The following is a 24,269-nucleotide window of genomic DNA, read 5'->3' as shown; positions in this document are numbered from 1 at the left end:
TCCCTGAATGGTACTGATCATTGTGGTTTTAAAATCTGGGTAAAGCGCAAAATCCAGAAAATGATATACATGGTTACATAACTCCAGCAGACGGTATTGAACAGGAACTCAAAACTTTGTCCCCGCCAGAAAACCTGGAACAGACCGGTAAACACCAATGCCGTGCCCAATACATATCCGCCAAACAATTCCTCGGCCTTTGTGGCTATCAGCTGGCAAACCGCCCCGTAAATGAACAGGCATATAAATATTCCGGCAGTACCAGCTGATAGATAAGCATCTACCACAAAAGCGGGTTTGGCTGAAACATTTGATCTCCGGGAGGCGACGCCTGCGTTGTAAACCCGTTCCATTACAATTTGCTCAGTAATGGGCTTAGATGGCCAGAAAATACGGGGAATGATGGAGCTGAGGGATTGTTTGACCAGCTCAAACCCATAATAATTGACATGGGTTGGTGTAGATTGGACATATTTGGTAAACATATCTATTTCACTTAACCTGTAAGCGAAAAAGGACCAGTTGTCGGTGTCCGCCTCTTCTTCGTTCAGGGCCGACTCCAAAGCAAGCTGGCTCGCTTCATCTGCAGATACATTGTCTGACCAGGCATGCTGGCGAAATACCCGGTTATAGGTAGGCAGTAATATAAAAAGCATGAACAGGAGTGGTATGAAGGTGGTGGCCACTGTCTTTTTATAGGCCGGGTATAAAAAAATCCCCAGGATGAGTATGCTTAAAATAATGGGCTCTTTAAACCCCGAGATGAGGGCCTGATAAAAATTAAATCCATAGATGACCAGGCAGGCAATTATACTCCATGTTTTTCTTTGCGGGACGGCAAAGGCCAGGGCAAGGGTACCTGCAATAAAACTTAGGGTATTGAGCTGATGGGAAAACTGTGATAAGCCCCCGATATATAAAAGCAGGTAAGATAGGCTAAGTGTAATTAAAGCTATAGCGAAGATCAGGTTAACCAGTTTGAGCTCATTATAATGATATTTTGAGGGGATGGGATAGTGCATGAAAACAAGTATGCCAGTTACAAAACTTGCATGGGCCAGGCAATAATAACGTTGGCATTGTGCAGTTAGCCTGAGCCTTTCCTGATCAACCAGGTAGAAATCATTTATCTTACTAAAGTTGACATAACCCAGTACATCAAAAAAGTAAAATAGGGTGGTACAGCACATATAACCGGCAAAAATGAACTGGACCAGAAAAATGGGCCGCATAAGTTGTCCTGCTATATTTCGATCATCGGGCAGGGCTTTTATTTTTCCGGTTAAAGTAAGGTAGAATATAAAAAACGAGCCTGCCCACGCGATAAAATAAGACAGTACAGCATTGTCTTTTAATAAGGAGGCCAGCACCCAGGGTGCAAAGAGGATAAAGTATTGTTCAATGGATGTACGGTTATCCATGTTTTAGAACTGCGGATTCAATGGCTTCAACCTGTGCCGGGATGCTCCAGTCATCAATAATTTTTTTCGAATGAAGGCCCATCTGTGCCAGACCTTCTTTTCCTTTATCCAGCAATGCTGTTAAATGAAGGGCTATGCTGTCTGAAGAACCGGATTTAAAAATAGCGCCATTACATTCTGATTTAACCAGATCAACAGCACAACCTACTTTATCGGATACTAAAATGGGTTTTGAACAGGCCATTGCTTCATTTACGGCCAGCCCCCAGGTTTCGCCAGGGCCTTTTGATGGAAGGCAGAACAGATCGCAGGCCTGGTAAACCACAGGCATATATTGCTGATTCTGAAAATTTAAAAAATGTACCTGTGCATCAGCTTGTGCAGTTTTTTTTAACGATTGTTCCAGTGTTCCGTTTCCTATGAACAACAGGTGCAAGTCTTTCCTTTTTAAAGCAAGGAAAGCTTTAAGCAATAATTCCGGATCTTTCTTTTCTTCAAACTTGCCTGCGAAAACAATAAGAAGCGCTCCGTTCAAAATTTTTAAATGGTTTCTCAGCTCATGGACTTCCTCAGTTCTTTTTACTGAAAATCGTTGATTGTCTATTGCATGTGGTGTAAAGGTTAGTTGCTGTTCCCTTAATCCGTATTTTTTGAAATAGACTTTACTTTGGGTGCCGGTAAAAAATGCATGATTGATATGTGAATATACCCATTTCAGGTACCAGGTTTTAATCTGACTTTTTAACCTGTATGTTTCATCAATAAGTGTAGAGTCGCCCCTGAAATAAACAGGCAGCTTGTTTTTAAAATGACGCATTACCTTTAAATGGCTTTGATAGGCCCAGCCATATATCAGGACAGCTTCTGGCTGCCAGAACTCCAGTTGCCGGACTAAGCCCGGATTTTGAATACCTTTAAAATGATGGGAACCCTTAACCGCTGCGGTATTCTGTACCCATTCGTAAGGATAACCATCAAGCAGGGGAATATCCCAGTTAATAACTTTACCAAAGCCCGGATCAAATTTTTGAGCTGCTTCCATACCCCAGGTGTAAAATACCATGATTTCTATACGCTGCCTTTCGGCCAGCAACCTGAACACGGGGGCGTAATACTGGATAGGATGCGTGGTAATGATGGCGAGTTTCTTCATTTATTCAGCACTGCATTAAAAAGTAAACATTGACACTGCGTCATTTCTTCAGCACTGTATTTCTGAAAAATCTTCCAATCTGTCCTGATCTCGTATTTGCCGAGGTTCACTGCTGTCAAATATTCAATTATTATTTTACTGGCATCCTCTGCAGGCATGTCAGTCGTAATCAATGTACCTCCCTTACAGGATTTAAGGATTTTGGCGGCACTACTTGTTGGATGTAGAATGGCCAATAATGGCTTTTTGGCAAAAATATAGGGATACAATTTAGAAGCGGTATAACCAGGGTCATCTGTCCCGATAATCAACAGTGCATCTACCTGCGTAATCAATTTTAAGGTAGCGTAGAATCCGATGCGCGCTTTGTACTCAATGACCTGACTGCTAATCTCATATTCAGCGGCAGTTTTGCTAATTATTTCCCCCCCTTTTCCCTGCGGGGCATAACTTGTTCCGATAAAATAAAAAGTCGTTTTATTATATAATTCAACATGCTGCTCTTTTAATTGTTGAAGAGCCTGAAACAGGTGCCTTATACTTTGTTGCATCTGGTGACCAGCAACGCCTGCATAGACTATTGAACATTGTCCTGTTTGGAAAGTAATGGGCAAACGCGAATCTTTAGCTATCCTGAAATCTATTTCAGAGAAGGCAAACGGTATGGTTTGTTTTGGAATCGGTTTGATCACAGGATATCTGGATTCCAGATCCATAATGTATTGTGCTGCAACACTGATTAAACCATCAGCATTTCTAATGGCTATAGGTTCGCTCCATTTATTTAAGCGATAGGAAAACCAGTATTTTGCAGGACGCTCATTTTTTGGTTTGCTAAGATAATAATCGGTATGCCAGGGGTCTTGCATATCTATTACATAAGGTATTTTGAACCGTTTTTTCCAATACACCCCAAGTATACAAACAGGGAATTGTGTGGTGGAAAAATAAATAAGGTCAAACTTCCGGGATTTAAGGATTTGGTTAACCCTTCTAAAATAAAACCATAGTGACCTTAGCGCAATACTGCCCAATCCTATTTTAGATGTCCACTTTTTATCCAGGGCTTTTATAGTATATATTTTTAACCCTTCAGGAATGCTTTCCATTAACAGATCGTCTTTTTGCAGGTCTGAATATTTGGGATCAACTGTTACGATCTCAGCTTCCCATCCAAATTGTTCGAAATAAGGCAGGCTCATGCGTATCCGTTGCATGTCTGCCGCATTTGAAGGCGGGAAGTAAGGCGAAATGATGAGTACTTTTTTCAAGCCAGATGACGTTTAATGATAAGGACCAGTTTTTTACTTTCCATTTCCCAGTTAAACTTTCTTTCTGCCAGCTGGTATGCCCTTTCTTTTAATGTTTCAACCTGGTCTGAAGCCTGGATCAGTGTATGGATTACTTCAGATAAAGAATCAGCATTTTGTTCCTCGGACAGGAAAATGCAGGGCTCTTCCTGTAGTGCCATGATCTCTTTCTGTCCCGAAGTAGGGCTGATAATTACCGGCAAGCTGCCTGATAAATAATGAAACAGTTTATTTGAGGTAGTAAGCATTTTATTTAATGGTGTTATCGGTTCTAAGGCCAGGCCTATATCATAATTTTGCATATCGGATGTGATTTCAGCATTGGGGATAATGGATTTCAGCACCAGCTGGTGATGAGGCTTTAAGTTTTTACGCAGCATATCCGCATATGCGTTGACCGGTTTCCCCCTTAAGTGTATTTCTATTGGACTGCTTACCTTGTTTGCCGCTGCGATCAGTAGTTCCAGGCCTCTTCCAGGGCCTATTGTTTGAGAGAACCAATATAGTTTTAAAGCTTTTCCGGCAGCGTTGGACATGAGCTTTTTTGCAGGTAGGGGAAATACATTCCTGATTACATAAGGATTTGTGCCCCCGTATTCCTTTGTCAGGTATGCGCTTAAAGATGCTGAAGTAGTGAGCGTAAAAGCCCCCTTGTTTAAGGCAAAAGACTCTGCTTTACTTAATAATTTAACCGGTCTTTGCTGCCGGGCAGCAGGTAGCAGGTCTTCAGAGTAAAAATCTTCCAGGTCAAATCCAACTTTCAGGCCTTCGTTTAATAATTTACAGCCTACAACTAATGGCATTTCCTGGTGCATAATATATAAATCTGCAGCTTCATGTTTACATTTTATTTTGAGTCTGCCCGGCGCGTATCCCAGACTATATACAGACGACAAACCGAATTTTGCTTGCAGCAGCATGAATATTTTTTTTAATGCCTTATCCAGTAATGTTCGTAATGTGAGTTTACGCTGATCACTGTAAAAATGATAATTGATGGAAAAACCTGCCAGCAGTTGCTCATCTTCTTTTAACAGTTCATCAGCATAGATGGCGGTTAGTATGCTCACCTGGTAGCCCTGTGTTGCCAGGCAAGTAGCCTCCTTGTATACCCGGGGATTACGGCATATATGCGATTGTGATACGATACAGATGCGGGCTTTCAATTGAATGGCAATAGTTCTTTATAAACCTGCTGAACAATAGTACAATACATGTGGGCACTTTTTTCAAGGGTAAGGTTTTCCAGGATATACGCTCTTGGCTTAAAATAAACGCTTTTTGACTTAAATTCAGCCAGTTTTAAGTTAAAATCTGCTATTCCCGTAAATTTTAAACCGCAACGTTCATCCCAATAGGGGACTGAGCTTGCCGGTTGATATTTAACCTTATGAGGAAAATATGCAGGGTCTTTCCAATACCCGCCATTGTCAAGGGCCAGTACAGGTGTATTGGTGGACAATATTTGCTGATAAGCAATTCCCTGTGTTTCATGCTCACATAAAAATATAGCTGCTTTTGAGTCGGAAAGTTTATGCTTCATTTCTGCCAGGGTATAATGGCCATAATTGATCATCTGATAACTGAGCTGATGCTCCTCTAATTTTTGTATAAGCATATGGAACAGGTCTTGTTGAGCCCTACCTGCGCTATGTATTTTATTGTAAATCAGAAAATCGTAGTGTGGGTTAGCATTTAGCGATGGCGACCAGTAGCTGGTGTCGATTCCGGCTGGCCAGGCCAATACCCGGTTGCCATAGTAAGGTCTGCACATCTCGAGCATCCAGTTGCCTGGGACCAGAAAGCGTTTTACATGAGGATATTTTTCAAACAGGTCCGGACAATCTACAGGATGGGAGTAAACCCCTGCTCCAAAGATTACGGGGTTTTTCCATTGCTTTTCAAATAGTAATTGTGGTTTGCCGATAATGCAGGCAATTTCTTGCGGATGTTTTTTCAGGTGACGATAGTCGTTAAACCGGTAAGGTATACCGATTAGGTCCAGACCTTTCTTTAAATTGATGGCTATTGTTTTGACACCTCCGGGGCGTGGTTTTCCTCTGATGATCCTCCGTATTATTTTTCGGGGATAACGGTCAAATTTAAACCACCTGTCCGGATCGGGTTCTTCGTAAAATAAGTTTAAAGGACTTATTTCCATATCTCAATTAATTGTCTACGTAATTTCAATATCCTTTCCGCGTTTTTAAAGCCAAGATGCCGATATAACATTCCCAGCAGTCCCCTGTCGGGGATGCTGAACCCGGGATCTAGGTTGTAAATCCACTTTACTACCTCTTCTGCCTCATCCAGGTGATTTTTGGCTATCCAATGTGCCAAAGGCCACAAAATCTTTAATACCGCGTCAATGTGTCTTTTGGTAAGCCGGCCCTCAAGTTCCAGCTGCTGGAGAATGTTTTTATAGATATGGAGGTGCTGAAAATTCTGAACCTCCTGTTTCAAACCGCTCGATACCTGTAGCCGGTCAGCATAATGGATTCGATGGAGCAGGGCAGTTCCTTTATGGATGGCAACTTTAGGGTATTTTAATGCCGCCTCCAGTACAAAAAGCCTGTCGTCGCGAAAAGCAAAATCAGGCCTGTGTGGTATATTTTCAATGAATGTTCGCTTAAAAAGATAAGCAGAATAATGTGAACTGTCGCATTCGCCCAATTGTTGTGCTATGAAGTCGTTAGTTTCTATCCACATTTGTTTTTTCAACGTCTGCTTTAAATTGTTGAAGGTTTGATAACCGCTGACTACGATATCGGCAGAAGTTAGGCTTCCCAGGCTAAGCTGCTCGTCATTTGCGGATGGAAACAATAGATCATCAGCATCCAGAAAACGAATATATTTGCCCTTGGCAATCTGGAAGGCTTTGTTTACTGCCCAGCATTTACCCAAGTGGCTCTGGCGCAGGGTAATGATGTCATTTTGTTTGTTCAGCCATTCATAGGTGCCATCATTACTGCCATCATCAACGACTATGATTTCCTTAAGGCAGTGGCCCCCTCTGCAGCTTTCGATGGTTTCGGGCAGGCTCCACAACCTGTTGTATGCTGGAATAATTATGCTCAGGTCCATTAGATTCTATTGGAGGGCTTTACTTCTCTTGTCCCGAAAAGTGAACGATAAAGAGGTCTGAGCATATATTTGATAAGATGCTTGACACGGGATGGAAATACTATGGTCAGGAAGGCTGCTAAGTTGATCACAAGTTGTGACGATTTGCCTTTGCTGATCCTGGCAAGTTTATAGGCCTCTCTTTTGTAAGGGTAATGGTTGGTATAATAACCCAGGAAATGAACAATAAGGGGAAATACTTTTTCAAAAGGATACCAATTCTGGTGCAAACGATGGGATGCTGGAGGATTAAGCAACCAGCATTTCCCTTTAATAACATCGATACCATAACCTCCTGGACAGGCCTGTGGATCACTCATGATCGTGCCATCATCTGTGATGGGCTGCTCATGATGCAGCTGCATTGCTACTGCCATAATTAATTCGTCATTTGGGCTGTTCCTTAATCGTATAAATCCGCTTTGGTCATAAGTTTTTTCCAGTTCCCGGGCTGTTAAATAAACTGCTGCTGCCTTGGTGCCGTTTTCCAGGTAATATATTCCTCCATTAAATTTAGGGATATGAGGTACATGGAACTGTTTGCAGATTGCCTGAATATTCCCAAACCATTCGCCTTCACTGATGTAATCGCCAATTACCGACACTGAATGCCCTTTAAATCTCTCAAATAATTCATCTAACTTGCCAAAAATCAAACAATCGCTGTCTATGAAGATAGTTTGCCCCTCAGGGGCCAGTTTATCCAGATGTAGTTTAGGGCTAAAACCTGTACCCAACTGATCTGGTTGTACGGGGATAACGATAGCATATGCCTTAACATCATCCGGGAGAAGGTTGCTTTGGTCTGTAGCGATGTACAACTGCATATTAGCGTCTTTATTCCAATACCAGAATGAACGCGCTAAATTGACAGCCAGGTCTACATACACTTTTTTACCTGTTGCTATTGTCAGTATGTTTTTTTTCATCCTCATAGCAATATTCATAAAAGACCTAACCTCATAAAAAAAGCATCCCTCCAGAACTGGTGTCTGACCGGCCCTACATAATGTCTCGCGATCAATAAGGGTCTCCTTTCCGGTATTAACTTGTATTTGTCTTCAAGGATGATGGCAAACTGATGTTTAGCTAAACTTTTATGGCCACCCACTTTCTGTAGATAGGCTAAAACGGTTTGTTCTGTAAAATGGTTAGAGTTTTTAACAGCAATTTCCAATAAGCGCTGTATATGGACCTTGCTTTCGGGTGTAAATCTCTTGATAAATAGCATTCCGGCACAATAATAGGGCCTGTCTGATAGTATATTCAGCTCAGCCTTGTCGATCATGTGCTGATCATAAGATGGCTGAAAGTCTTCCGACAGGGATAGCGTCAGGCTATCATTGGTCAGGAACGCCGAAAAAACCGGCGATGGATCTTTATGCCATAAAACATCAGTGTCACAGTACAACAAGGACAGTCCCTGGTCTGTCAGCTGTGAAATTGCAGCTAATTTAAGCCCCATTGGGTTTAGATTAGCAAAATTAGCTAAAAGGCTGTCTCCTTTATTCAGATGATAGCGGATACAGTCTGCTGCAGAAATTATCCTAAGTTTAGCTGAGGGAAACCAGTGTAGTTTATTCTGGCATATCCTGCTATCCAGGTCCTGATCTGTAAAAAGATGTACCGTAGGCAAATTTTCGAACTTCCGGTATACGCTATACAATGATTGTTCTAATAATTCCAGTTGGTTTAAACCGCAAAACATCAACATGCTGATGCCTGCAGATCCTCCAACTGTAGTCTTTTTTGGCTTTGATAGAGATAGTATTTGCTTATAGATAAAAGGGATACGAAATACCAGACTTTTTTTTATGCTGAGCATTATTGAGGTGATGAAAATACGGGTAAGGTCTTATGTGTTGAATTTTCGTTTATATGATAAATAGATTCTGAAAGCAAAGTCATAAGCCCGTCTTTGATAAAATATTTTAAAACTTAATATGCACACCGCTATCCATAGCTTGGGTAATAAAAAGAATGTATTCCAAATGCTGATCTTTTTTTGATGTCCAAAGCCGGATATGTATCCGGTTTTGGAGAGGTTATTATTTTTTTTAAGAGTGTTGATCATGTGAAATGCTCTTGATGTGCTCTCCAGATAGCCGGAATGAGATACAAAGGCCTCATTGTCCTGGTACATATAGTCATTCCGCAAGCCATTTCTCAGCATATAACCGCTAAGGTAATTTTCAAAACCCATGAACCTGCTTTGCTCATTTTTCTCTGCAGCTACAATTTCAGAAAAACCGTTTTTGATATGCCGGGTATTACATAAGCAGGGGTTGGCGCTAAAAGAAATGTAGGCCGGTATTTTGCCGGAACTGTCTCTGTCAGATTTAGATAAAACCAGTTGTATGAGGCGTTCTTCCCTCGATAAACGGTCTGATAATGATTTTACAGGAATAGAATAAGGAAATTCCCAGTCGTCTTCAAGCCAGAAAAAATAGTCCGTATCTACCTGGCGGATGGCTTGGAGAATATTATTTACATAACCTTTTCGCCCGGGGCTCTGCACAAGGACATCTGCATTAATTTCATCCACTATACCAGGGTTTATCTGACCATCTATGGCTAAAATAGTTTGAAAGAAATTGTAACCGCAGCTTTTCCGGAATGAAGAAATGGTTTTTATTAAGAGGTGTTCCCGCCCTTCGCAGGTAAAAATTACCAAAGAAACTGTATAGTTATTTTTGCCTTGCATTTTTAATGGAGTAGGTATGTGAAATATTCAAATATCCTCTTAGGTAAGGCTCATAAGGTATTATTCCGGTTTTTTTTGCAGGGATTTCTGCTGGCATAATTGTTTTAAAATCATACCATTGAATAGACGTTTCTATACTTATGCCAAAATCATAGTCGTTTTCAACTAATCCTTCATGGTTGATATTATTGCATACCTCAAAATTTCTCCCTTTTATTTCAGTTAATTTTTCTCTTAGATCAATTAATGCTATCCGCTGACCTATTGTATCAGAAACGGTAGCCACCAAGGATTTTATCCTTTCATTGGGAGCTAAGGTGATTCTGAACGAAAGATCAATATCGATTTCATTTATTTTAAAATTCAGGATTTCGAGAGTATTTCCCTTGCCAAAATGATGGGTTCTCAATACAGCCGATTGTACATTTGAATTTGTTTGCTGGTATTTTTGAAGCGTATCATTAACCAGTCCGCGATAACTCAGTATTCCATTTGTAAGCAGTAGCCCCTTATTACAAAAAGACTGTATTGCATTCATTTGATGGCTCACAAAAAGTACCGTTCTGCCTCCTCCTTTACTCAAATCGCCCATCTTTCCCAAACATTTCTTTTGAAATTCCGCATCACCCACAGCCAGAACCTCATCGATAATGAGGATCTCCGATTCCAGATGTGCAGCAACTGCAAAGGCAAGCCGAACATACATTCCTGAAGAATATCTTTTTACAGGTGTATCGATATACCTTTCTACCCCTGCAAAATCTACGATCTCATCAAACTTTCGTTTGATCTCTGCTTTGCGCATCCCTAAAATCGCACCGTTTAAAAATATGTTCTCCCTGCCGGTCAGTTCCGGATGGAAGCCTGTACCTACTTCCAGTAAACTGGCTATCCTGCCTTTTATTTTTACAGAACCGCTGGTAGGGGCGGTTACCCGGCTTAAAATTTTTAGCAATGTGCTTTTTCCGGCACCGTTACGACCAATGATGCCTATGGCATCGCCCTGTTCAATTTCAAAATCCAGGTTTTTTAAGCTCCATACCAGGTCGCTTTTAGCCCTGGTATTTCTGTCATTGGTCTCCCCGATACGAAGAAAGGGATCCTCTTTGCCCCGCAGCTTTGCCCACCAGCGTTCCAGATCCCTGGAAATTGTACCGGTTCCTATTTCACCAAGCTGATAAGCTTTGGAAAGGCCGCTCGCTTTTATCACGATGTTGCTCATAAATTACCCTAAATTGTATCTACAAATGTTTTTTCAACCTTATTAAAAACAACAACCCCTAAAAAGGTGATGCAAAAAGTTATGAACGTACAGTAACCCAGGTTCTGCCAGCTAAAACTACCTCTTCCAAGAAAGCCATACCTGAAAGTTTCTATGATGGGCGTCATGGGGTTATACTCAATGATCCAGGCATAGGCCGGATATTTTTCCAGCGCAGTGGATAGGGGGTAGATGACTGTAGTGGCATACATTAACAACTGTACCCCAAAGCTTACCAGAAAGCTGAGGTCGCGGTATCTGGTCGTCATTGCCGAGATGATCATCCCTAAGCCCAGGCCCAGGCAGGCCATCAGTACAATGAGTACGGGGAACAGGAGCAGGTACCAGTTTGGTCCAAAATCTTTGCCGGTTAACAGGTAGTAAACAATCATCAGGACAAACAACAGCATTTGTACCCCAAAGCGCACCAGGTTAGAGGCCACAATGCTAAGGGGCATGATCAGCCTTGGAAAATATACTTTCCCAAACAGATTGGTATTGTCTTTAAACACAGTACTGGTCTTGTTCAGGCAATCTGAAAAATAGTTCCAGGCAGTAATGCCCGCCATGTAAAACAAAGGCTGCGGAAGCCCGTCGGTCGAAATCCCGGCCAGGTTACCAAAAATGAAAGTGAAGGTGATAGTGGTAAAAATGGGCTGGATAAAGAACCAGAGCGGGCCCAGTATGGTTTGCTTATAAAAGGAAACAAAATCGCGCTTCACCAGCAATACCAGCAAATCCCTGTAATGCCATACATCCCTGAGCTTAAGTTCAATCAGGCTGTTTTTTGGCCTGATCTCCATGTCCCATGTTTCTTCAGTTACAGGCTTCATTTTTGATTAACCGTTCTAAGGTTTGCAGGTAATGCTGCTGACTAAAATATTTTAAACATTGTTGCTGAATGCTTTTGCGTGCCCCAATGCTTAAGGTGCGGCCAAGGTTCCGGAGGATGGCCTGTTCCAGGGCCCCGATATCATCCGGATCAATGGCTGTACCCATCTCCTGGTTTTTCACTGCATCCACACTGCCATCAGCATTGCCGCAGATGATGGGTAAGCCGAAGGCCATAGCTTCTATAAACACAATCCCAAAGCCTTCTTTCTTGCTGGGCAATACAAACAGGTCAGCCAGTAAAAAATGATCGGCCAGTTCTTCAGCTTTGATATAACCTGGAAGTATAAAATTATTGCCCAGGCCGTACTGGCTTGCCAATTGTGTAAGGCGTAGCTTTTCAGCTTCATCATAAGGTCCTGCAAGCACATACTGTATATTGTTCTGACCGAGATTGCCAAGGGCTTTTATCACCTGATCATAACCTTTATACTGTTCTGTAACGGAAATGCGGGCCAGCGTAAATACGATTTTCTGATCTGTATTTAATTCGTACCGTTCCAGTAAATACCCGGGTTTATGGAAATGTTCAGGAAAGGTGATAAAGGGGTCGACTGCGTTGTTGACCACTGTACACTGTTCGGGTGCAACCTGGTGTAAGGCAATAACTTTCTCCTGTGTATACCTGCTTACACAGATTACCTTACTGCAAATTTTCCAAACCGACTTTTTCCATAACCTTAAGGGGCGCCAAACCTCTATTCCATGTGCAATAAGCCAGATCTGGCAATTTGGATTAAGCAGGTATATTGCCCAGCCGAGTACCGATAAATTGATGTGGCTTAGTATAACCAGGTCTGCCTTCTTTCCTGCCTTTATGCTCTCCCACATAAATTTCAGCCTGTTTTTGCGAAAAGCTTTAAACTTTTCTTCCGCTAAATATTCGGGCATTAAGTCGGTTTGCCGGTCGCATAAGGAATACAGCTCAGCCTCCCATTTATGTTTTGCACCCAACTGCTGTAAGCCGTAAGCCAGTATCCGGCCCATTTTCTGTATACCGCCCGTGGCACAAAATGTTTCCAGTGTGAGCAGCAGAATTTTTTTAGACATTTGTTTTATACTTTCCAGTCATTGGGCCTTGCCCATAGCTTCGCCCCCTAAGTCACAGTTCTTTTTTTGTAACTTATAATTGATGATAGCCTGTTTTTGAAATCCCGGTCTGGCCGGAACTCAACTTTTATTGTTCATTCTTTCTATTAAAGACGCTGACACATTCACAACAATGGAATGCGATATATCCCCAAGTCTTAAAAGAAGTTGTTTTTGAGAACGGTATTCAATAATTTCTCCTCTGATCCCTTTTAGTGGCCCGGCCTTAATCTCAATTTTCTCTCCCGGTAATAGCCTTTCTTCTGTAATTTCCAGTTCATAAGGACTGGCCAGCAATAGTTTAAGTTCTTCAATTTGCCTGTCTGGCATAGCAGCTATTTTCCCGGAAAAATAGATAAACCGCGAAATGCCGGTGGTCATCAATACTTCTGTTTGCTGCTGCCGGGCAATACGTACAAAGACGTACGATTTGATCAGCGGCTCTTCTACCCATTTTTTTCTGTCGCTCCATTGCCTGAGCTGCCGCTGAAGTGGCAAATAGGCTTCAATACCCTTACTCAATAATGCCTGATATGCCTTTTTTTCTGCACGCGATTGTGTATAAACCGGGTACCATTTTTTTATATCTGATGTTAAGGCCATACTTTCCATAAATTAGGATCTCAACCAATTTTTCACATTCCACCATTTTACAGGGGCATCATCTTCGTAATAACCTGAACTTTTGTAACCATTGTAATCTGCATAGTAATGAAATGTGCCATGATTTGAACTGTTTTTATAATAGCTCGACTGCAAAAGGTTTTCTTCAAAAGCATTTAATACAATGGCCATGTTGTTTAAGCCGTATTCCCTGGCGAGGCCCTCGGGTATGGTGGCTGCACTGTGTTTAGACTTTCCATACCGGATGATAAAAAGATTAATATCGCTCTGGCATATTAAAGGAATGGAGTCAGAAACCAGGCCGATCGGTGCAGTATCAACCATGATCACCTCATACTTTGTCCTGAGCTCATCGAGCAGCAGGGCAATGCGTTCGTGATGGAGTAGTTCTGCCGGGTTTGGAGGAATAGGCCCCGAACTGATAAAATCCAGGTTTTTATAAGCTGTTTGCTGGATAATGTCTTTTACCGTACTTTGGTGGACAAGGTAATTGCTGAGCCCGGTAGTATTGGGCAGTCCAAAGGCATGATGTAGTTTGGGCCGGCGCAGATCGGCCCCAATCAGGATCACCTTTTTATCAATCAGCGCAAGTGTACTGGAAAGGTTAAGGGCAACAAAGGATTTACCCTCTCCGGCCACCTCAGAGGTGATGCTGATAATTTTACTTTTTTTTCCGGAAGCAAGAAAATTAAGGTTGGTGCGAACTGAACGTACCGATTCTGCAAAGAGGGACCTGGGTTTGCTTAAAGCAAGAATCTGGGAATTGTCCTCATCTATCTGATCGGGAAACTTTCTGATAATGCCGATGACAGGAACAGTTGTGGCATGCTCAACCGATTCCTTATCGTAAATGTAAGGATTAAATACCCTTGCTGAAAGGATAATTCCAACACCAGCCAACAGCCCAAATATAGTAGCCGTACGATAAATTTCTCTTCCATTTGGCGATACGGGCACTTTGTTTACCTGGGCCTGTTCAATGATTGTTGCACCAGGTAAAATTGCGGAGCGATTGATCTGCGCTTCCAGTTTTTTCTCGGATAAAAAGGAGTATACTTTTTCATTGATCTCAAAGTCGCGCCTCAAACTGATCATATTTTTTTCTGCGGCCGGCAGTGCATTCACCTGCTGGTTTGCTCTTGACAACTGACTGTCCAGATAATCCATGTTTTTCCGGATCCGTTGGTTTGAAGAGCTGATGTTCTGCAGTGCTGCGGTTTTAACCTGCGCAATCTGATCGTTGAGCGCTGCTATAGTTTCTGAGCCGCTGTTGTAAGTTTTTAACATGACGTTTTTATCGGCCAGCAAATTGTTCATATTGCCGATCAGTACGCCAAGCAAAGGATCAACAACCCCCTCAAGGTTAAAATTGAGGCTTACATTGTGCTTGTCGTTTGTAATTTGTTTTTTCAACTGCTCTATTGCCATCAGCTGCATCTTTAACAATGACCGCTGTGATTCCAGTTCCGTTACTTTTGAAAGGGCCATATTTGCTGACGAGCTGACATCCAGTATGCCCGAGTTTTGTTTGTATTTCTCCAGCGAGCTTTCTGATCCTTTTACTGCAGAAGAAAGATATTGCTGCTGATCGTTGATGAAGCGGATCATCTGGGTGGCCGATTGCGTTTTCTGATCACGGTCGTAGTTCAGGTATTCATTCATTACCGCATTCAATATATCTGCTGCAAACTGGGGGTTGGAATCTGTTTGCTGTATGGTAACAATATTGGAGTTCTTCACAATTTCATTGGTGCGCAATCCATTACGTACACGGTCCAGTAAACTTTCAGGGGTATTGAACTTAAACTGGTAGGAAATATTGGCGTTCAGCGGCCCCGGATATTTGATCATGAAACCCATATTTTCAATATTTACTGGCTCGTGATACTGAAAATTCCGCTGTATCTCGTTTTCCCCCGCGTTCCAGGTCAGCATAAATGTTTTTTTATCTATGGGTTTAAAGGTAATCAGCCCCAGAAAGGGATGCGCTGTGTCAAATTTTAATATGCTGACCTGAACTGGCTTATTCGGGTACAAGTCATAAGACCGTACCCTGCCTGCTATATAAAAACTGATTTTATAATCCAGGCTCCGGATGGCACTTAGCAGCAAGTCGCGGCTTTGTATAATAAATTTTTCACTTTGCAGGTTAACCGGGCCCCTGCCTGAGTTGCTCATCGCACTCACCAGATCGGACAATTCGGTTTTCTTTTCTTCAAATTTAAGCACAGCCGATGTTGTATATGTCTTCGGAGTGTACCACAGGTAAAAATAAGCAAGAAGTAAACCCAGTAAAATAGTTGCTGCTACCAGATACCAATGACTAAACAGTATCCTGGCTATTTTTAAATAGTCAATCTCCCTGGTTTTTCTTTGGTTTTTTTCTGCTTCCTGTGTCAACGGGTCAATGTATAGATAATTAATGCTGTATTTAGTAAAGTGATAACGGGTTGTAAAACGGCCGAGACGTTTTGTAACTTTTCGGATCGTATAGCCCGTTTATTTTGGGCCACATAAATGATGTCATTGTTTTGAAGTACAATTCTTGGATCGGAAAATACCCTGATGTCACTAAGGTCAACTTCAATAACTTCAGGGGCGGGCATTCCTCCGCGTATAATTTTGATTTGTTTGCTGCCTGCTTTTTCTGTTAATCCCCCCGCCTCACCAATCAGCTCAATCAGCGAAGTCTGGTCTTTTATCAGGTTGTAAACACCCTGGTTCTTAACTTCACCAAGCAGGGTTACTTTTAGGTTAATAATTTTTAACTCAATTATCGGGTCTTTTAGTTCTTTTCGGTAAAGGTTTTCTATATGACCTGCGGCCTGTTCCCGTGTAAGACCGGCAACCTTTACATGTCCAATTATGGGCAGGGCCACTGTACTGTCGGCGCCTACCAGGTAGGTCTGTCCATTATCAGCCGATGTGGAGCTGCTTTTGCCGGTAACTGCTTCATCTACAATGTACTTTTTGTTTTGCAGATTCCTGATCTGAAGCAGGTCCTGAGGTTTTATCCTGTAAACGTTCAGTATAAAAGCTTTGTTTTTTAAACTGTCACTTGCATTTTTACTTTCAAAAAGTATTTGTTGCTGCTTATAAGAGCAAGAAAAACTAGCAACAAAGAGCATTACAACCGCAAATAAAATAATGAGTTTTTTAACAAAACACATAATGAAAAACAGACTTAACATTTATAGCAACACGCCACGACTTCAAAAATACATATTAATTGTAGATGGTTATAATTAATTATTAAATTTGTTGCTATGTTGAATGTAAAAATTTCGTTGATAACTGTTTCCTATAATGCCGAACTTACCATACAGCGATGTATAGATTCTGTGATCAGGCAGACCTATAAGCATATTGAGTACATTATTATTGACGGTAATTCTAGCGATAAGACCCGGCAGATTGTGCTGAACAACCGCGCGCACATTCAGCTTTTCAGGTCAGAACCCGACCATGGTATTTTTGATGCCATGAATAAAGGGATTTCTATGTGTACAGGAGATGTTATAGGTATGCTGAATGCAGATGATTACCTGGATAATGAACATGTGCTGAATGAGATAGCCAGTTCTTTTATCAAAAATGATCCTGATCTGCTCTATGCTGACCTGGATTATGTAAACAAGAATGGAAAGGTAATCCGTAGCTGGCGTTCCGGCCATTACCGGCCCAATAAATTTAATTGGGGCTGGATGCCACCCCATCCAACTTTTTATGTAAAAAGGGGGCTATTTGACAAGTTTGGCCTATATAATTTTAGCTATGGAACCGCTGCAGATTATGAGCTGATGCTCCGTTTCATGTATTTAAACAGGGCGAAAGTTTTTTATTTAAATAAAGTAATAGTTAAAATGAGTTTAGGAGGGGTAAGCAACCAGAACCTGACAAACAGGATTAAGGCCTGGAGAAACGACCTTAAAGCCATGAAGCAGCACGGTATAAATGTTCCTGTATTTGGCCTGATCATGAAGCCGCTCAGAAAAATAACCCAGTTTGCAGGATAACCTATAAATCCATTTAAAAAACCCACCATGTTTTCATTCTTTAAAAAAAATACGGGTATACGTGATGTGGCATGGCTTGGTGTAGATATGCATACACATTTATTGCCAGGGATTGATGACGGGGCAAAAAACGTAGCAGATACTGTGAGTTTAATTAAAGGCTTAAAGGAACTGGGCTTTAGCCAGTTCTTCTGTACCCCGCATATTTTTACAGAATTGTACCCCAATACGGCCGAAACAATTGATGCAGCTTTAACAATTACCACAACGGCATTAACTAAAGCTGGTGTTCAGGTAAAAATTGATGCCGCAGCGGAATATATGGTTGATGAGACATTTAAGCCTGCTACAAATTTATTGAGTCTTCCCGGCCGGCATGTTTTAATTGAGATGTCTTACCTATCTGAAATGCCAGCCATTGAACAGGTTATTTTTGATTTGCAGATCATGGGTCATAAAGTAATCCTGGCCCATCCGGAACGTTATGGTTATTACCATAAAAAACCAGACAGGTACCTTCGTTTAAAGGATATGGGAGTTTTGTTCCAGCTGAACTTATTGTCCTTAAGCGGATATTATGGTAAAGAAATAAAGCAGGTTGCGGGATACCTGCTGCAGAAAAAATTTTACGACTTTGCAGGAACAGACCTGCACCATCATCAACACCTGGATGAACTCAGACGCATGGTTCACAGCGGCAGCCTGCACCAAACGATCGGAAATTATCCTTTTAAAAATAAAGCCCTGATTTAATCTCTTCCCATGTTCTTAAACAGGACAGTTCATGACAGTTTTACTTTCATATTATTATAATTTAGTAATAAAATGAAACTGGCGTTGGTGTTATTTGAAAGTTAATTTAACTTTATTAAAGACTTAACATGGATGTTTCTATATTGTAGCACAAATGAACCAAATAACGAACATTAGATGAACAAACTCAGCGCATTATTTTTACTCATTCATTTCTCAGTTTTTGTACAGGCACAAAAACTTGAGGTAGGACAACTGACCTGCAACTATAAACAAAATCCGATAGGCACCGATGTATTACAGCCTCAATTTAGCTGGAAGTTAAGCGCTACTGAAAGAAATGTAATGCAGAAAGCTTATGAACTAAGGGTGGCAAGCAGTGACAAGGACCTCTTAAATGGAAAAAACCTTGTCTGGCAAACTGGTAAGGTAAATTCAGATCAATCTGCCCATGTTATTTATAAAGGAAGCGCACTGCAGGCCAAACAACGCTATTACTGGCAGGTACGTGTATGGGACAACAATGGGAAAGCATCTGACTGGAGTGTAGTAAACTTCTGGGAGATGGGGTTGTTGTCGCCAAAAGACTGGTCGGCAAAATGGATCCAGACCGCCCGCGATACAGAAGGCAAAGTAGGACCCGCACCGATGTTTGGCCGTAGCTTTACGGTAGCAAAAGAAATAAAAAATGCGAGACTCTATATCACCGCACATGGTCTTTATGAAGCAAAACTAAACGGAAAGAAGATTGGCGACCACTATTTTACACCGGGCTGGACAAGTTACCACAAACGCTTACAATATCAGACCTATGATGTGACACAGGCTTTAAAAGCGGGTAAAAATACAGCACTGGTTACCATTGGTGACGGATGGTACCGTGGAAACCTGGAATTTAACAATAAACGCAATTTATATGGTAAAGAGGTTGGGCTGTTGTTCCAGCTGGAAATTGAATATGCAGATGGTAAAAAAGAAACCATCAGTTCTGATCAGGACTGGAAAACCTCTTTTGGCGGTCCGGTAAAGGCCTCCGATATTTACAATGGCGAGACTTATGACGCCCGACTGGAAAAAAATGCGCTGGTACAGGATTTTAATACGGGCGATTGGCAGCAGGCTAAAGTGGTTGACCTGAAAATGGATAACCTGGTTGCGCCGCTCGGGCCAACCGTAAGTAAGCACGAACATTTTGCCCCACTAAAGGTCATCAAAACCCCTAAAGGTGAAACCGTGATCGATTTTGGCCAGAACCTGGTAGGTTGGGCCCAACTGAAAATTAAAGGAAAAGCAGGAGATACCCTGACCATTAACCATGCCGAGGTATTGGATAAAGACGGTAATTTTTATACAGAAAACCTGAGAAAGGCCAAACAGGAAAATAAATATATACTGAGCGGCACAAAAGTAGATGTGCTGGAACCACATTTTACTTTTCAGGGCTTCCGTTATATTAAAATTACGGGTTATAAAGGCAAACTGGACAGCACTACTGTAAATGCCATTGCAGTATATTCAGACATGAAACCTACAGGTCTGTTCTCTACTTCAAACCCGTTGCTCAACCAGCTGCAAAGTAATATCCAGTGGGGGCAAAAAGGGAATTTTGTAGATGTGCCTACCGACTGTCCGCAGCGTGACGAGCGTTTGGGCTGGACTGGCGATGCACAGGTGTTCTTCAAAACAGCTGCATACAATATGGATGTGGCCGGATTTTTCGACAAATGGCTGCATGACCTGAAAGTAGACCAGCACCCAACCGGAAATGTGCCAGTGGTGATCCCTGATGTGCGTACGATAAAGAATGCAGGTTCTGCCGGATGGGGCGATGTAGCCACCATCATCCCATGGGATTTTTATCGTGCTTATGGAGATAAGGAATTGCTTTCGCGTCAATACAGCAGTATGAAAGCCTGGGTAGAATATATCCGCAGCATCAGCAAAAATAACCTGTGGAACAGCGGGCCGCATTATGGCGACTGGCTTTTCTATACGATGGCCGATGACCGTGATGGTAAGGCAGCAATTACAGACAAATTTTTTATCGCACAAGCTTTTTATGCGCATTCTACTCAAAATCTGATCAATGCAGCCACAGTATTGGGCAATACAGAGGACGTAAAAACTTATACTGAACTGCTCAAAATAATTAAAAAAGCTTTCCTGGATGAATATGTTACCCCTTCAGGAAGACTGGTTTCCAGCTCTCAGACGGCTTATGTACTGGCCCTGAATTTTGATCTTTTGCCTGAAAATTTAAGGGCCCAGGCCGCACAAAGACTGGCAGATAATGTGGCAGCTTATGGCAACCACCTGACAACAGGGTTTTTAGGTACGCCATACCTGTGCCATGTCCTTACCCGTTTTGGATACAATGATGTTGCATACAAGCTGTTGTTGCAGGATACCTATCCGTCATGGCTATATCCTGTTAAAAAAGGGGCCACTACCATTTGGGAAAGATGGGATGGCATTAAACCTGATGGTTCTTTTCAGGCAGTGAGCATGAATTCTTTTAACCATTATGCTTATGGAGCAATTGGCGACTGGATGTACCGTACCGTAACGGGGATTAACGAAACAGCACCAGGATATAAAGAGATCAGCATTGCTCCAAAACCTGGAGGCGATCTTAAAAATGCAGGTGCCGAGCTGGAAACCATGTATGGCAAAGTAAAATCTGCATGGTCTGTTGCTGATGGTAAAACTAAAATTGACATTGTCGTTCCCCCTAATACCACTGCCAGAGTTATTTTGCCGGGAACCGGAAATGCTGTGGTAACGGAATCTAACGTCGCCCTCAATAAAGCCAAAGGATTAAGAGCCATTAAAAATGTGGATAACAATACCGAGCTTACTGCAGGTTCTGGTACTTATCATTTTGAATATTAACCGATGCCCTGCAAAAAATACAAATGAAATTAGGAAGAAGGAATTTTATAAAGATCAGTTCTATTGGCGCCTTAAATTTATCCCTGTTCAGTGTGGATGGGTTAGCAACGATACCCGACCGCTCTCCATTGGAAAAAAATTTTATCCATCCGCCAGATGCGTCAAAATCATCCTGTTACTGGTGGTGGTTTAACGGGCTGGTAGATGAAGCGGGCATTACCCGCGATATGGAAGAATTCAGGGCGAAGGGCATGGGTGAGGTACTGCTGGTAAATTCTGCTGGCGGGCTTGGTGGCGTGCCCTATCCGCAGGGTGCAAAGTTCATGTCGGAAGAATGGAAAGCCTTATACCGGCATGCCATGAAAGAAGCCAAAAGGGTAGGCATAGCCGTAGGCATCAATATGAGCTCGGGCTGGTGTATGGGCGGGCCCTGGATAGAACCTGAAAATTCCGGACGCTGGTACCTGCAGTCGGAACTGGCCCTGAGTGGTCCCAGGAAGTTTTCCGGCACCTTGCCTTTGCCAGGCAACAGGGTAGGCTACGATAAGGTATTTAACCCACCTGGCTATAAGGAATACATAGACCTGCCTCTGGAGCAGATGGACTACCAGGATACCGCCATCGTTGCCATTCCTGATAACGGAATGCCTGATATGCGCATCAGCGGAACGCGTGCAGAAGTACTGGCAGCTAAAACCAATCATAAAGACCTGAGCAATTTTGCCAAGGCAAATGAAGTAATGGGCCCGGTAAGGCAGGCCTGGGAAAATGATCCGGCCGATCAGCCTGTCCCTGTCGAACAGGTGATCAACCTGACAGATAAAGTAGGTAAAGACGGGCATCTTGACTGGGAGGTGCCGGCCGGTAAATGGAAAATTATCCGTACCGGTCACCGCATGACGGGCTCGAAGTTAATGATTGCCCAGCCCGAAGCAGATGGTTTGTCGGTCGACTGGTTTGACCGTAAAGGCGTAGAGATCCAGTTTGAAAAGCTGGGCAAAATGTTTATTGAAGAAGCTGCAAAAGTTGGGAATAAACCCAAATATTTTTGTGACGATAGTTTTGAAGATGGCTTTCCCAACTGGACCGCAAAAATTATTGAACACTTTAAGCATTACCGGGGTTATGATCCTACACCCTACCTGCCTGCACTTTCAGGTTACCTGATCGGCAGTGCAGAAATAGCCGACCGCTTTTTGCACGATTACAGGAAAACCCTGGCAGATTGTATGGCTGATGAACATTATAAACGTTTTGCAGAACTCTGTCACGGGCAGGGTATATTGGTCCAGAATGAATCTGCAGGGCCAAGCCGCTCAGGTACCATCTGTCTGGACGGACTCAAAAATCTTGGGCGCAGCGATTTCCCTATGGGTGAATTCTGGCTCGGCCCTAAGCACGAGGATGAAAGCACACTGGCAGACGACCAGTCTTATGGCGTTTCGAGGCTGGATTATGGTCAGAATAAAGTAACCAAAATGGTGGCTTCGGCAGCACATGTTTATGGACGTCAGACCGCCTCAGCAGAGGCATTTACCACCATGCGGCATTGGCTCGATTATCCGGGCTCGTTGAAGCAGGCCCTTGACCGGGCCTTTTGTGAAGGCATAAACCGCATTGCCATCCATACCTCAACCGCTTCCCGGCCCAAAGATGGTAAGCCCGGATATGAGTATGGCGCAGGTACACATTTTAACCCTAATGTAACCTGGTGGGAAAAATCAGGGCCCTTTTTTGATTATGTTGCACGTTCACAATACCTGCTGCGTTCGGGTAAATTTGTTGCCGATGTGCTGTATTATAATGGCGACGGGGCACCCAACCTGGTCGCACAAAAACACATCGACCCTTTGCTGGGTAAAGGTTATGATTATGATGTTTGCAATGAAGAAGTCCTTCTCACCCGTGTAAGCGTTAAAAACGGTAGGATTACCCTGCCGGATGGAATGAATTACCGCATTTTGGTATTGCCGGATACTGAAAGGATGCCTTTGGCAGTCATCACTAAGGTCAGCGAGCTGGTTGCAGCCGGCGCAACAGTTGTTGGCCATCTGCCGGTTAAAGACTCAGGGCTTAAAAACTATCCTGAATGTGATGCCAAAGTACAGGAGATTGCCAGGGAATTGCAGGGAAAGGTCTTAGCTAGAGCAGCTATCCGTAATGTTTTGATGAACAAAGGGATAAAGCCAGACTTTGAATATACAGGTAACGCTGGTGAACACATTGATTTTATCCACCGCAGTACGCCGGAAGCTGAAATCTATTTCATCACTAATAGACATGGCACTAGCGTCAGCTCTACCTGTACCTTCAGGGTAAAAAACCGGCTTCCCGAAATCTGGGACCCTGTTAAAGGCGCAGTGATAAAAAGGGTCAATTTCCGGGACGCCGGTGATCGTGTAGAAATACCTTTAAAATTTGAGGCATTTCAATCCTGGTTCATCGTCTTTCCAAAAAACAGTTCCTCCGTTAAAACTACTGCTGCCAATTATCCGGAATTAACAGGCGGACTGGAACTGACAGGTGCCTGGCAGGTGGCTTTTGATGAAAACTGGGGCGGCCCTAAAGCTGTTGAATTTGCCAGTCTGCTGGATTGGAGCCAGCATGCTGACGAAAGGATCAGGTATTTTTCAGGTAAGGCCGTTTACACCAAAACATTCAGTTACGATAAGCCATTGTCGAAAGATAAACCCGTATACCTGGATCTGGGTACAGTGAAAAACATAGCCGAAGTAAGCCTGAATGGTAAAAACCTGGGCGTGGTGTGGACTGCACCCTGGCATGTCGACATTTCCCCGGCTTTAAAGACCGGTCAGAACAGGCTGCAGATAGAAGTGATCAACCTATGGCCCAACAGGCTGATTGGAGATGCCGCTTTACCGAAAGAGCAGCGCATCACCAATACAAACATTGTTTTTAAGAAAGAAGATAAATTATTGTCATCCGGATTATTGGGCCCCGTAATTATAAAAGTTACAAAATAATTGTAATTCATTAATTTAGGCATGACAGTACATGACGGAAGTCAACTG

The 24,269-nt window shown here is 42.6% G+C and carries 19 protein-coding genes; 4 read left to right on the top strand and 15 right to left on the bottom strand.

All coding sequences use genetic code 11. The features are described 5' to 3' along the window. Window positions 1-17 precede the first annotated feature (17 nt). The 15 genes from HDC92_RS12470 to HDC92_RS12400 all read right to left on the bottom strand — a co-directional run bounded on the left by HDC92_RS12470 (window position 18) and on the right by HDC92_RS12400 (window position 16,704). Window positions 18-1,421, bottom strand: a complete 1,404-nt coding sequence (locus tag HDC92_RS12470; protein ID WP_183874873.1) for an exosortase Y-associated Wzy-like protein — start codon at window positions 1,419-1,421, stop codon at window positions 18-20. Continuing rightward, window positions 1,414-2,574 carry a glycosyltransferase family 4 protein gene (locus HDC92_RS12465; RefSeq protein ID WP_183874871.1) on the bottom strand — a complete coding sequence of 387 codons (1,161 nt, stop codon included), beginning with the start codon at window positions 2,572-2,574 and terminating at the stop codon, window positions 1,414-1,416. Before HDC92_RS12465 ends, HDC92_RS12470 begins: the two co-directional genes overlap by 8 nt. Beyond that, window positions 2,571-3,845: a hypothetical protein gene (locus HDC92_RS12460; protein ID WP_255484521.1), complete on the bottom strand. Its 1,275-nt coding sequence runs from the start codon at window positions 3,843-3,845 to the stop codon at window positions 2,571-2,573. The genes HDC92_RS12465 and HDC92_RS12460 overlap by 4 nt, the downstream gene beginning before the upstream one ends. Next, entirely contained in the window at window positions 3,842-4,954 is a 1,113-nt protein-coding gene (locus tag HDC92_RS12455) for a hypothetical protein (RefSeq protein WP_183874869.1), read from the bottom strand. The genes HDC92_RS12460 and HDC92_RS12455 overlap by 4 nt, the downstream gene beginning before the upstream one ends. A gap of 92 nt (window positions 4,955-5,046) precedes the next feature. Next, window positions 5,047-6,045 (bottom strand): glycosyltransferase family 1 protein, encoded by a 999-nt coding sequence (locus tag HDC92_RS12450; protein ID WP_183874867.1) that lies wholly within the window; start codon window positions 6,043-6,045, stop codon window positions 5,047-5,049. Then, on the bottom strand, window positions 6,036-6,968 hold the full coding sequence (locus tag HDC92_RS12445) for a glycosyltransferase family 2 protein (RefSeq protein WP_183874865.1): 933 nt from the start codon (window positions 6,966-6,968) through the stop codon (window positions 6,036-6,038). The genes HDC92_RS12450 and HDC92_RS12445 overlap by 10 nt, the downstream gene beginning before the upstream one ends. After that, window positions 6,968-7,936 (bottom strand): hypothetical protein, encoded by a 969-nt coding sequence (locus HDC92_RS12440; protein WP_183874863.1) that lies wholly within the window; start codon window positions 7,934-7,936, stop codon window positions 6,968-6,970. The genes HDC92_RS12445 and HDC92_RS12440 overlap by 1 nt, the downstream gene beginning before the upstream one ends. Before the next feature lie 14 nt (window positions 7,937-7,950). Then, on the bottom strand, window positions 7,951-8,832 hold the full coding sequence (locus tag HDC92_RS12435; RefSeq protein ID WP_183874861.1) for a putative nucleotide-diphospho-sugar transferase: 882 nt from the start codon (window positions 8,830-8,832) through the stop codon (window positions 7,951-7,953). Window positions 8,833-8,862: 30 nt separating this feature from the next. After that, window positions 8,863-9,711: a glycosyltransferase gene (locus HDC92_RS12430; RefSeq protein ID WP_183874859.1), complete on the bottom strand. Its 849-nt coding sequence runs from the start codon at window positions 9,709-9,711 to the stop codon at window positions 8,863-8,865. After that, window positions 9,695-10,933, bottom strand: coding sequence for an ABC transporter ATP-binding protein (locus HDC92_RS25145; RefSeq protein WP_255484520.1), 1,239 nt, complete (start codon window positions 10,931-10,933; stop codon window positions 9,695-9,697). The genes HDC92_RS12430 and HDC92_RS25145 overlap by 17 nt, the downstream gene beginning before the upstream one ends. A gap of 8 nt (window positions 10,934-10,941) precedes the next feature. Then, window positions 10,942-11,805 carry an ABC transporter permease gene (locus HDC92_RS12420; protein ID WP_015809694.1) on the bottom strand — a complete coding sequence of 288 codons (864 nt, stop codon included), beginning with the start codon at window positions 11,803-11,805 and terminating at the stop codon, window positions 10,942-10,944. Continuing rightward, window positions 11,789-12,913, bottom strand: coding sequence for a glycosyltransferase family 4 protein (locus HDC92_RS12415; protein ID WP_183874857.1), 1,125 nt, complete (start codon window positions 12,911-12,913; stop codon window positions 11,789-11,791). Before HDC92_RS12415 ends, HDC92_RS12420 begins: the two co-directional genes overlap by 17 nt. Window positions 12,914-13,033: 120 nt before the next feature. Next, complete coding sequence (locus HDC92_RS12410; protein WP_255484519.1) at window positions 13,034-13,555, bottom strand: UpxY family transcription antiterminator; 522 nt, start codon at window positions 13,553-13,555, stop codon at window positions 13,034-13,036. Window positions 13,556-13,567: 12 nt separating this feature from the next. Continuing rightward, entirely contained in the window at window positions 13,568-15,976 is a 2,409-nt protein-coding gene (locus HDC92_RS12405; protein WP_183874853.1) for a GumC family protein, read from the bottom strand. Next, on the bottom strand, window positions 15,973-16,704 hold the full coding sequence (locus HDC92_RS12400; protein WP_162141671.1) for a polysaccharide biosynthesis/export family protein: 732 nt from the start codon (window positions 16,702-16,704) through the stop codon (window positions 15,973-15,975). Before HDC92_RS12400 ends, HDC92_RS12405 begins: the two co-directional genes overlap by 4 nt. Before the next feature lie 138 nt (window positions 16,705-16,842). Between HDC92_RS12400 and HDC92_RS12395 the strand changes: the two genes are divergently transcribed. From HDC92_RS12395 to HDC92_RS12380, 4 genes are all read left to right on the top strand, one after another. Then, window positions 16,843-17,592, top strand: coding sequence for a glycosyltransferase family 2 protein (locus HDC92_RS12395; protein WP_015809689.1), 750 nt, complete (start codon window positions 16,843-16,845; stop codon window positions 17,590-17,592). 27 nt (window positions 17,593-17,619) lie between these two features. Then, entirely contained in the window at window positions 17,620-18,345 is a 726-nt protein-coding gene (locus HDC92_RS12390; protein ID WP_183874851.1) for a tyrosine-protein phosphatase, read from the top strand. A 177-nt stretch (window positions 18,346-18,522) separates the two neighbouring features. Further along, on the top strand, window positions 18,523-21,237 hold the full coding sequence (locus HDC92_RS12385) for a glycoside hydrolase family 78 protein (RefSeq protein ID WP_183874848.1): 2,715 nt from the start codon (window positions 18,523-18,525) through the stop codon (window positions 21,235-21,237). A gap of 23 nt (window positions 21,238-21,260) precedes the next feature. Next, window positions 21,261-24,221: a glycosyl hydrolase gene (locus tag HDC92_RS12380; RefSeq protein WP_183874846.1), complete on the top strand. Its 2,961-nt coding sequence runs from the start codon at window positions 21,261-21,263 to the stop codon at window positions 24,219-24,221. Window positions 24,222-24,269 lie beyond the last annotated feature (48 nt).

It is taken from the genome of Pedobacter sp. AK017, from assembly GCF_014200825.1.
GTDB classification, from domain to species: domain Bacteria; phylum Bacteroidota; class Bacteroidia; order Sphingobacteriales; family Sphingobacteriaceae; genus Pedobacter; species Pedobacter heparinus.
Note: the sequence above shows the minus strand (reverse complement) of the source record. Positions and strands in the feature narration are given on the sequence as shown.

Excerpts from the sequence above, each read along its gene's own strand:
- HDC92_RS12470 (WP_183874873.1), bottom strand. The coding sequence starts at position 1,421 with ATGGATAACCGTACATCCATTGAACAATACTTTATCCTCTTTGCACCC.
- HDC92_RS12465 (WP_183874871.1), bottom strand. The coding sequence starts at position 2,574 with ATGAAGAAACTCGCCATCATTACCACGCATCCTATCCAGTATTACGCC.
- HDC92_RS12450 (WP_183874867.1), bottom strand. The coding sequence starts at position 6,045 with ATGGAAATAAGTCCTTTAAACTTATTTTACGAAGAACCCGATCCGGAC.
- HDC92_RS12445 (WP_183874865.1), bottom strand. The coding sequence starts at position 6,968 with ATGGACCTGAGCATAATTATTCCAGCATACAACAGGTTGTGGAGCCTG.
- HDC92_RS12440 (WP_183874863.1), bottom strand. The coding sequence starts at position 7,936 with ATGAAAAAAAACATACTGACAATAGCAACAGGTAAAAAAGTGTATGTA.
- HDC92_RS12435 (WP_183874861.1), bottom strand. The coding sequence starts at position 8,832 with ATGCTCAGCATAAAAAAAAGTCTGGTATTTCGTATCCCTTTTATCTAT.
- HDC92_RS12430 (WP_183874859.1), bottom strand. The coding sequence starts at position 9,711 with ATGCAAGGCAAAAATAACTATACAGTTTCTTTGGTAATTTTTACCTGC.
- HDC92_RS25145 (WP_255484520.1), bottom strand. The coding sequence starts at position 10,933 with ATGAGCAACATCGTGATAAAAGCGAGCGGCCTTTCCAAAGCTTATCAG.
- HDC92_RS12420 (WP_015809694.1), bottom strand. The coding sequence starts at position 11,805 with ATGAAGCCTGTAACTGAAGAAACATGGGACATGGAGATCAGGCCAAAA.
- HDC92_RS12415 (WP_183874857.1), bottom strand. The coding sequence starts at position 12,913 with ATGTCTAAAAAAATTCTGCTGCTCACACTGGAAACATTTTGTGCCACG.
- HDC92_RS12410 (WP_255484519.1), bottom strand. The coding sequence starts at position 13,555 with ATGGCCTTAACATCAGATATAAAAAAATGGTACCCGGTTTATACACAA.
- HDC92_RS12400 (WP_162141671.1), bottom strand. The coding sequence starts at position 16,704 with ATGCTCTTTGTTGCTAGTTTTTCTTGCTCTTATAAGCAGCAACAAATA.
- HDC92_RS12395 (WP_015809689.1), top strand. The coding sequence starts at position 16,843 with ATGTTGAATGTAAAAATTTCGTTGATAACTGTTTCCTATAATGCCGAA.
- HDC92_RS12390 (WP_183874851.1), top strand. The coding sequence starts at position 17,620 with ATGTTTTCATTCTTTAAAAAAAATACGGGTATACGTGATGTGGCATGG.
- HDC92_RS12385 (WP_183874848.1), top strand. The coding sequence starts at position 18,523 with ATGAACAAACTCAGCGCATTATTTTTACTCATTCATTTCTCAGTTTTT.
- HDC92_RS12380 (WP_183874846.1), top strand. The coding sequence starts at position 21,261 with ATGAAATTAGGAAGAAGGAATTTTATAAAGATCAGTTCTATTGGCGCC.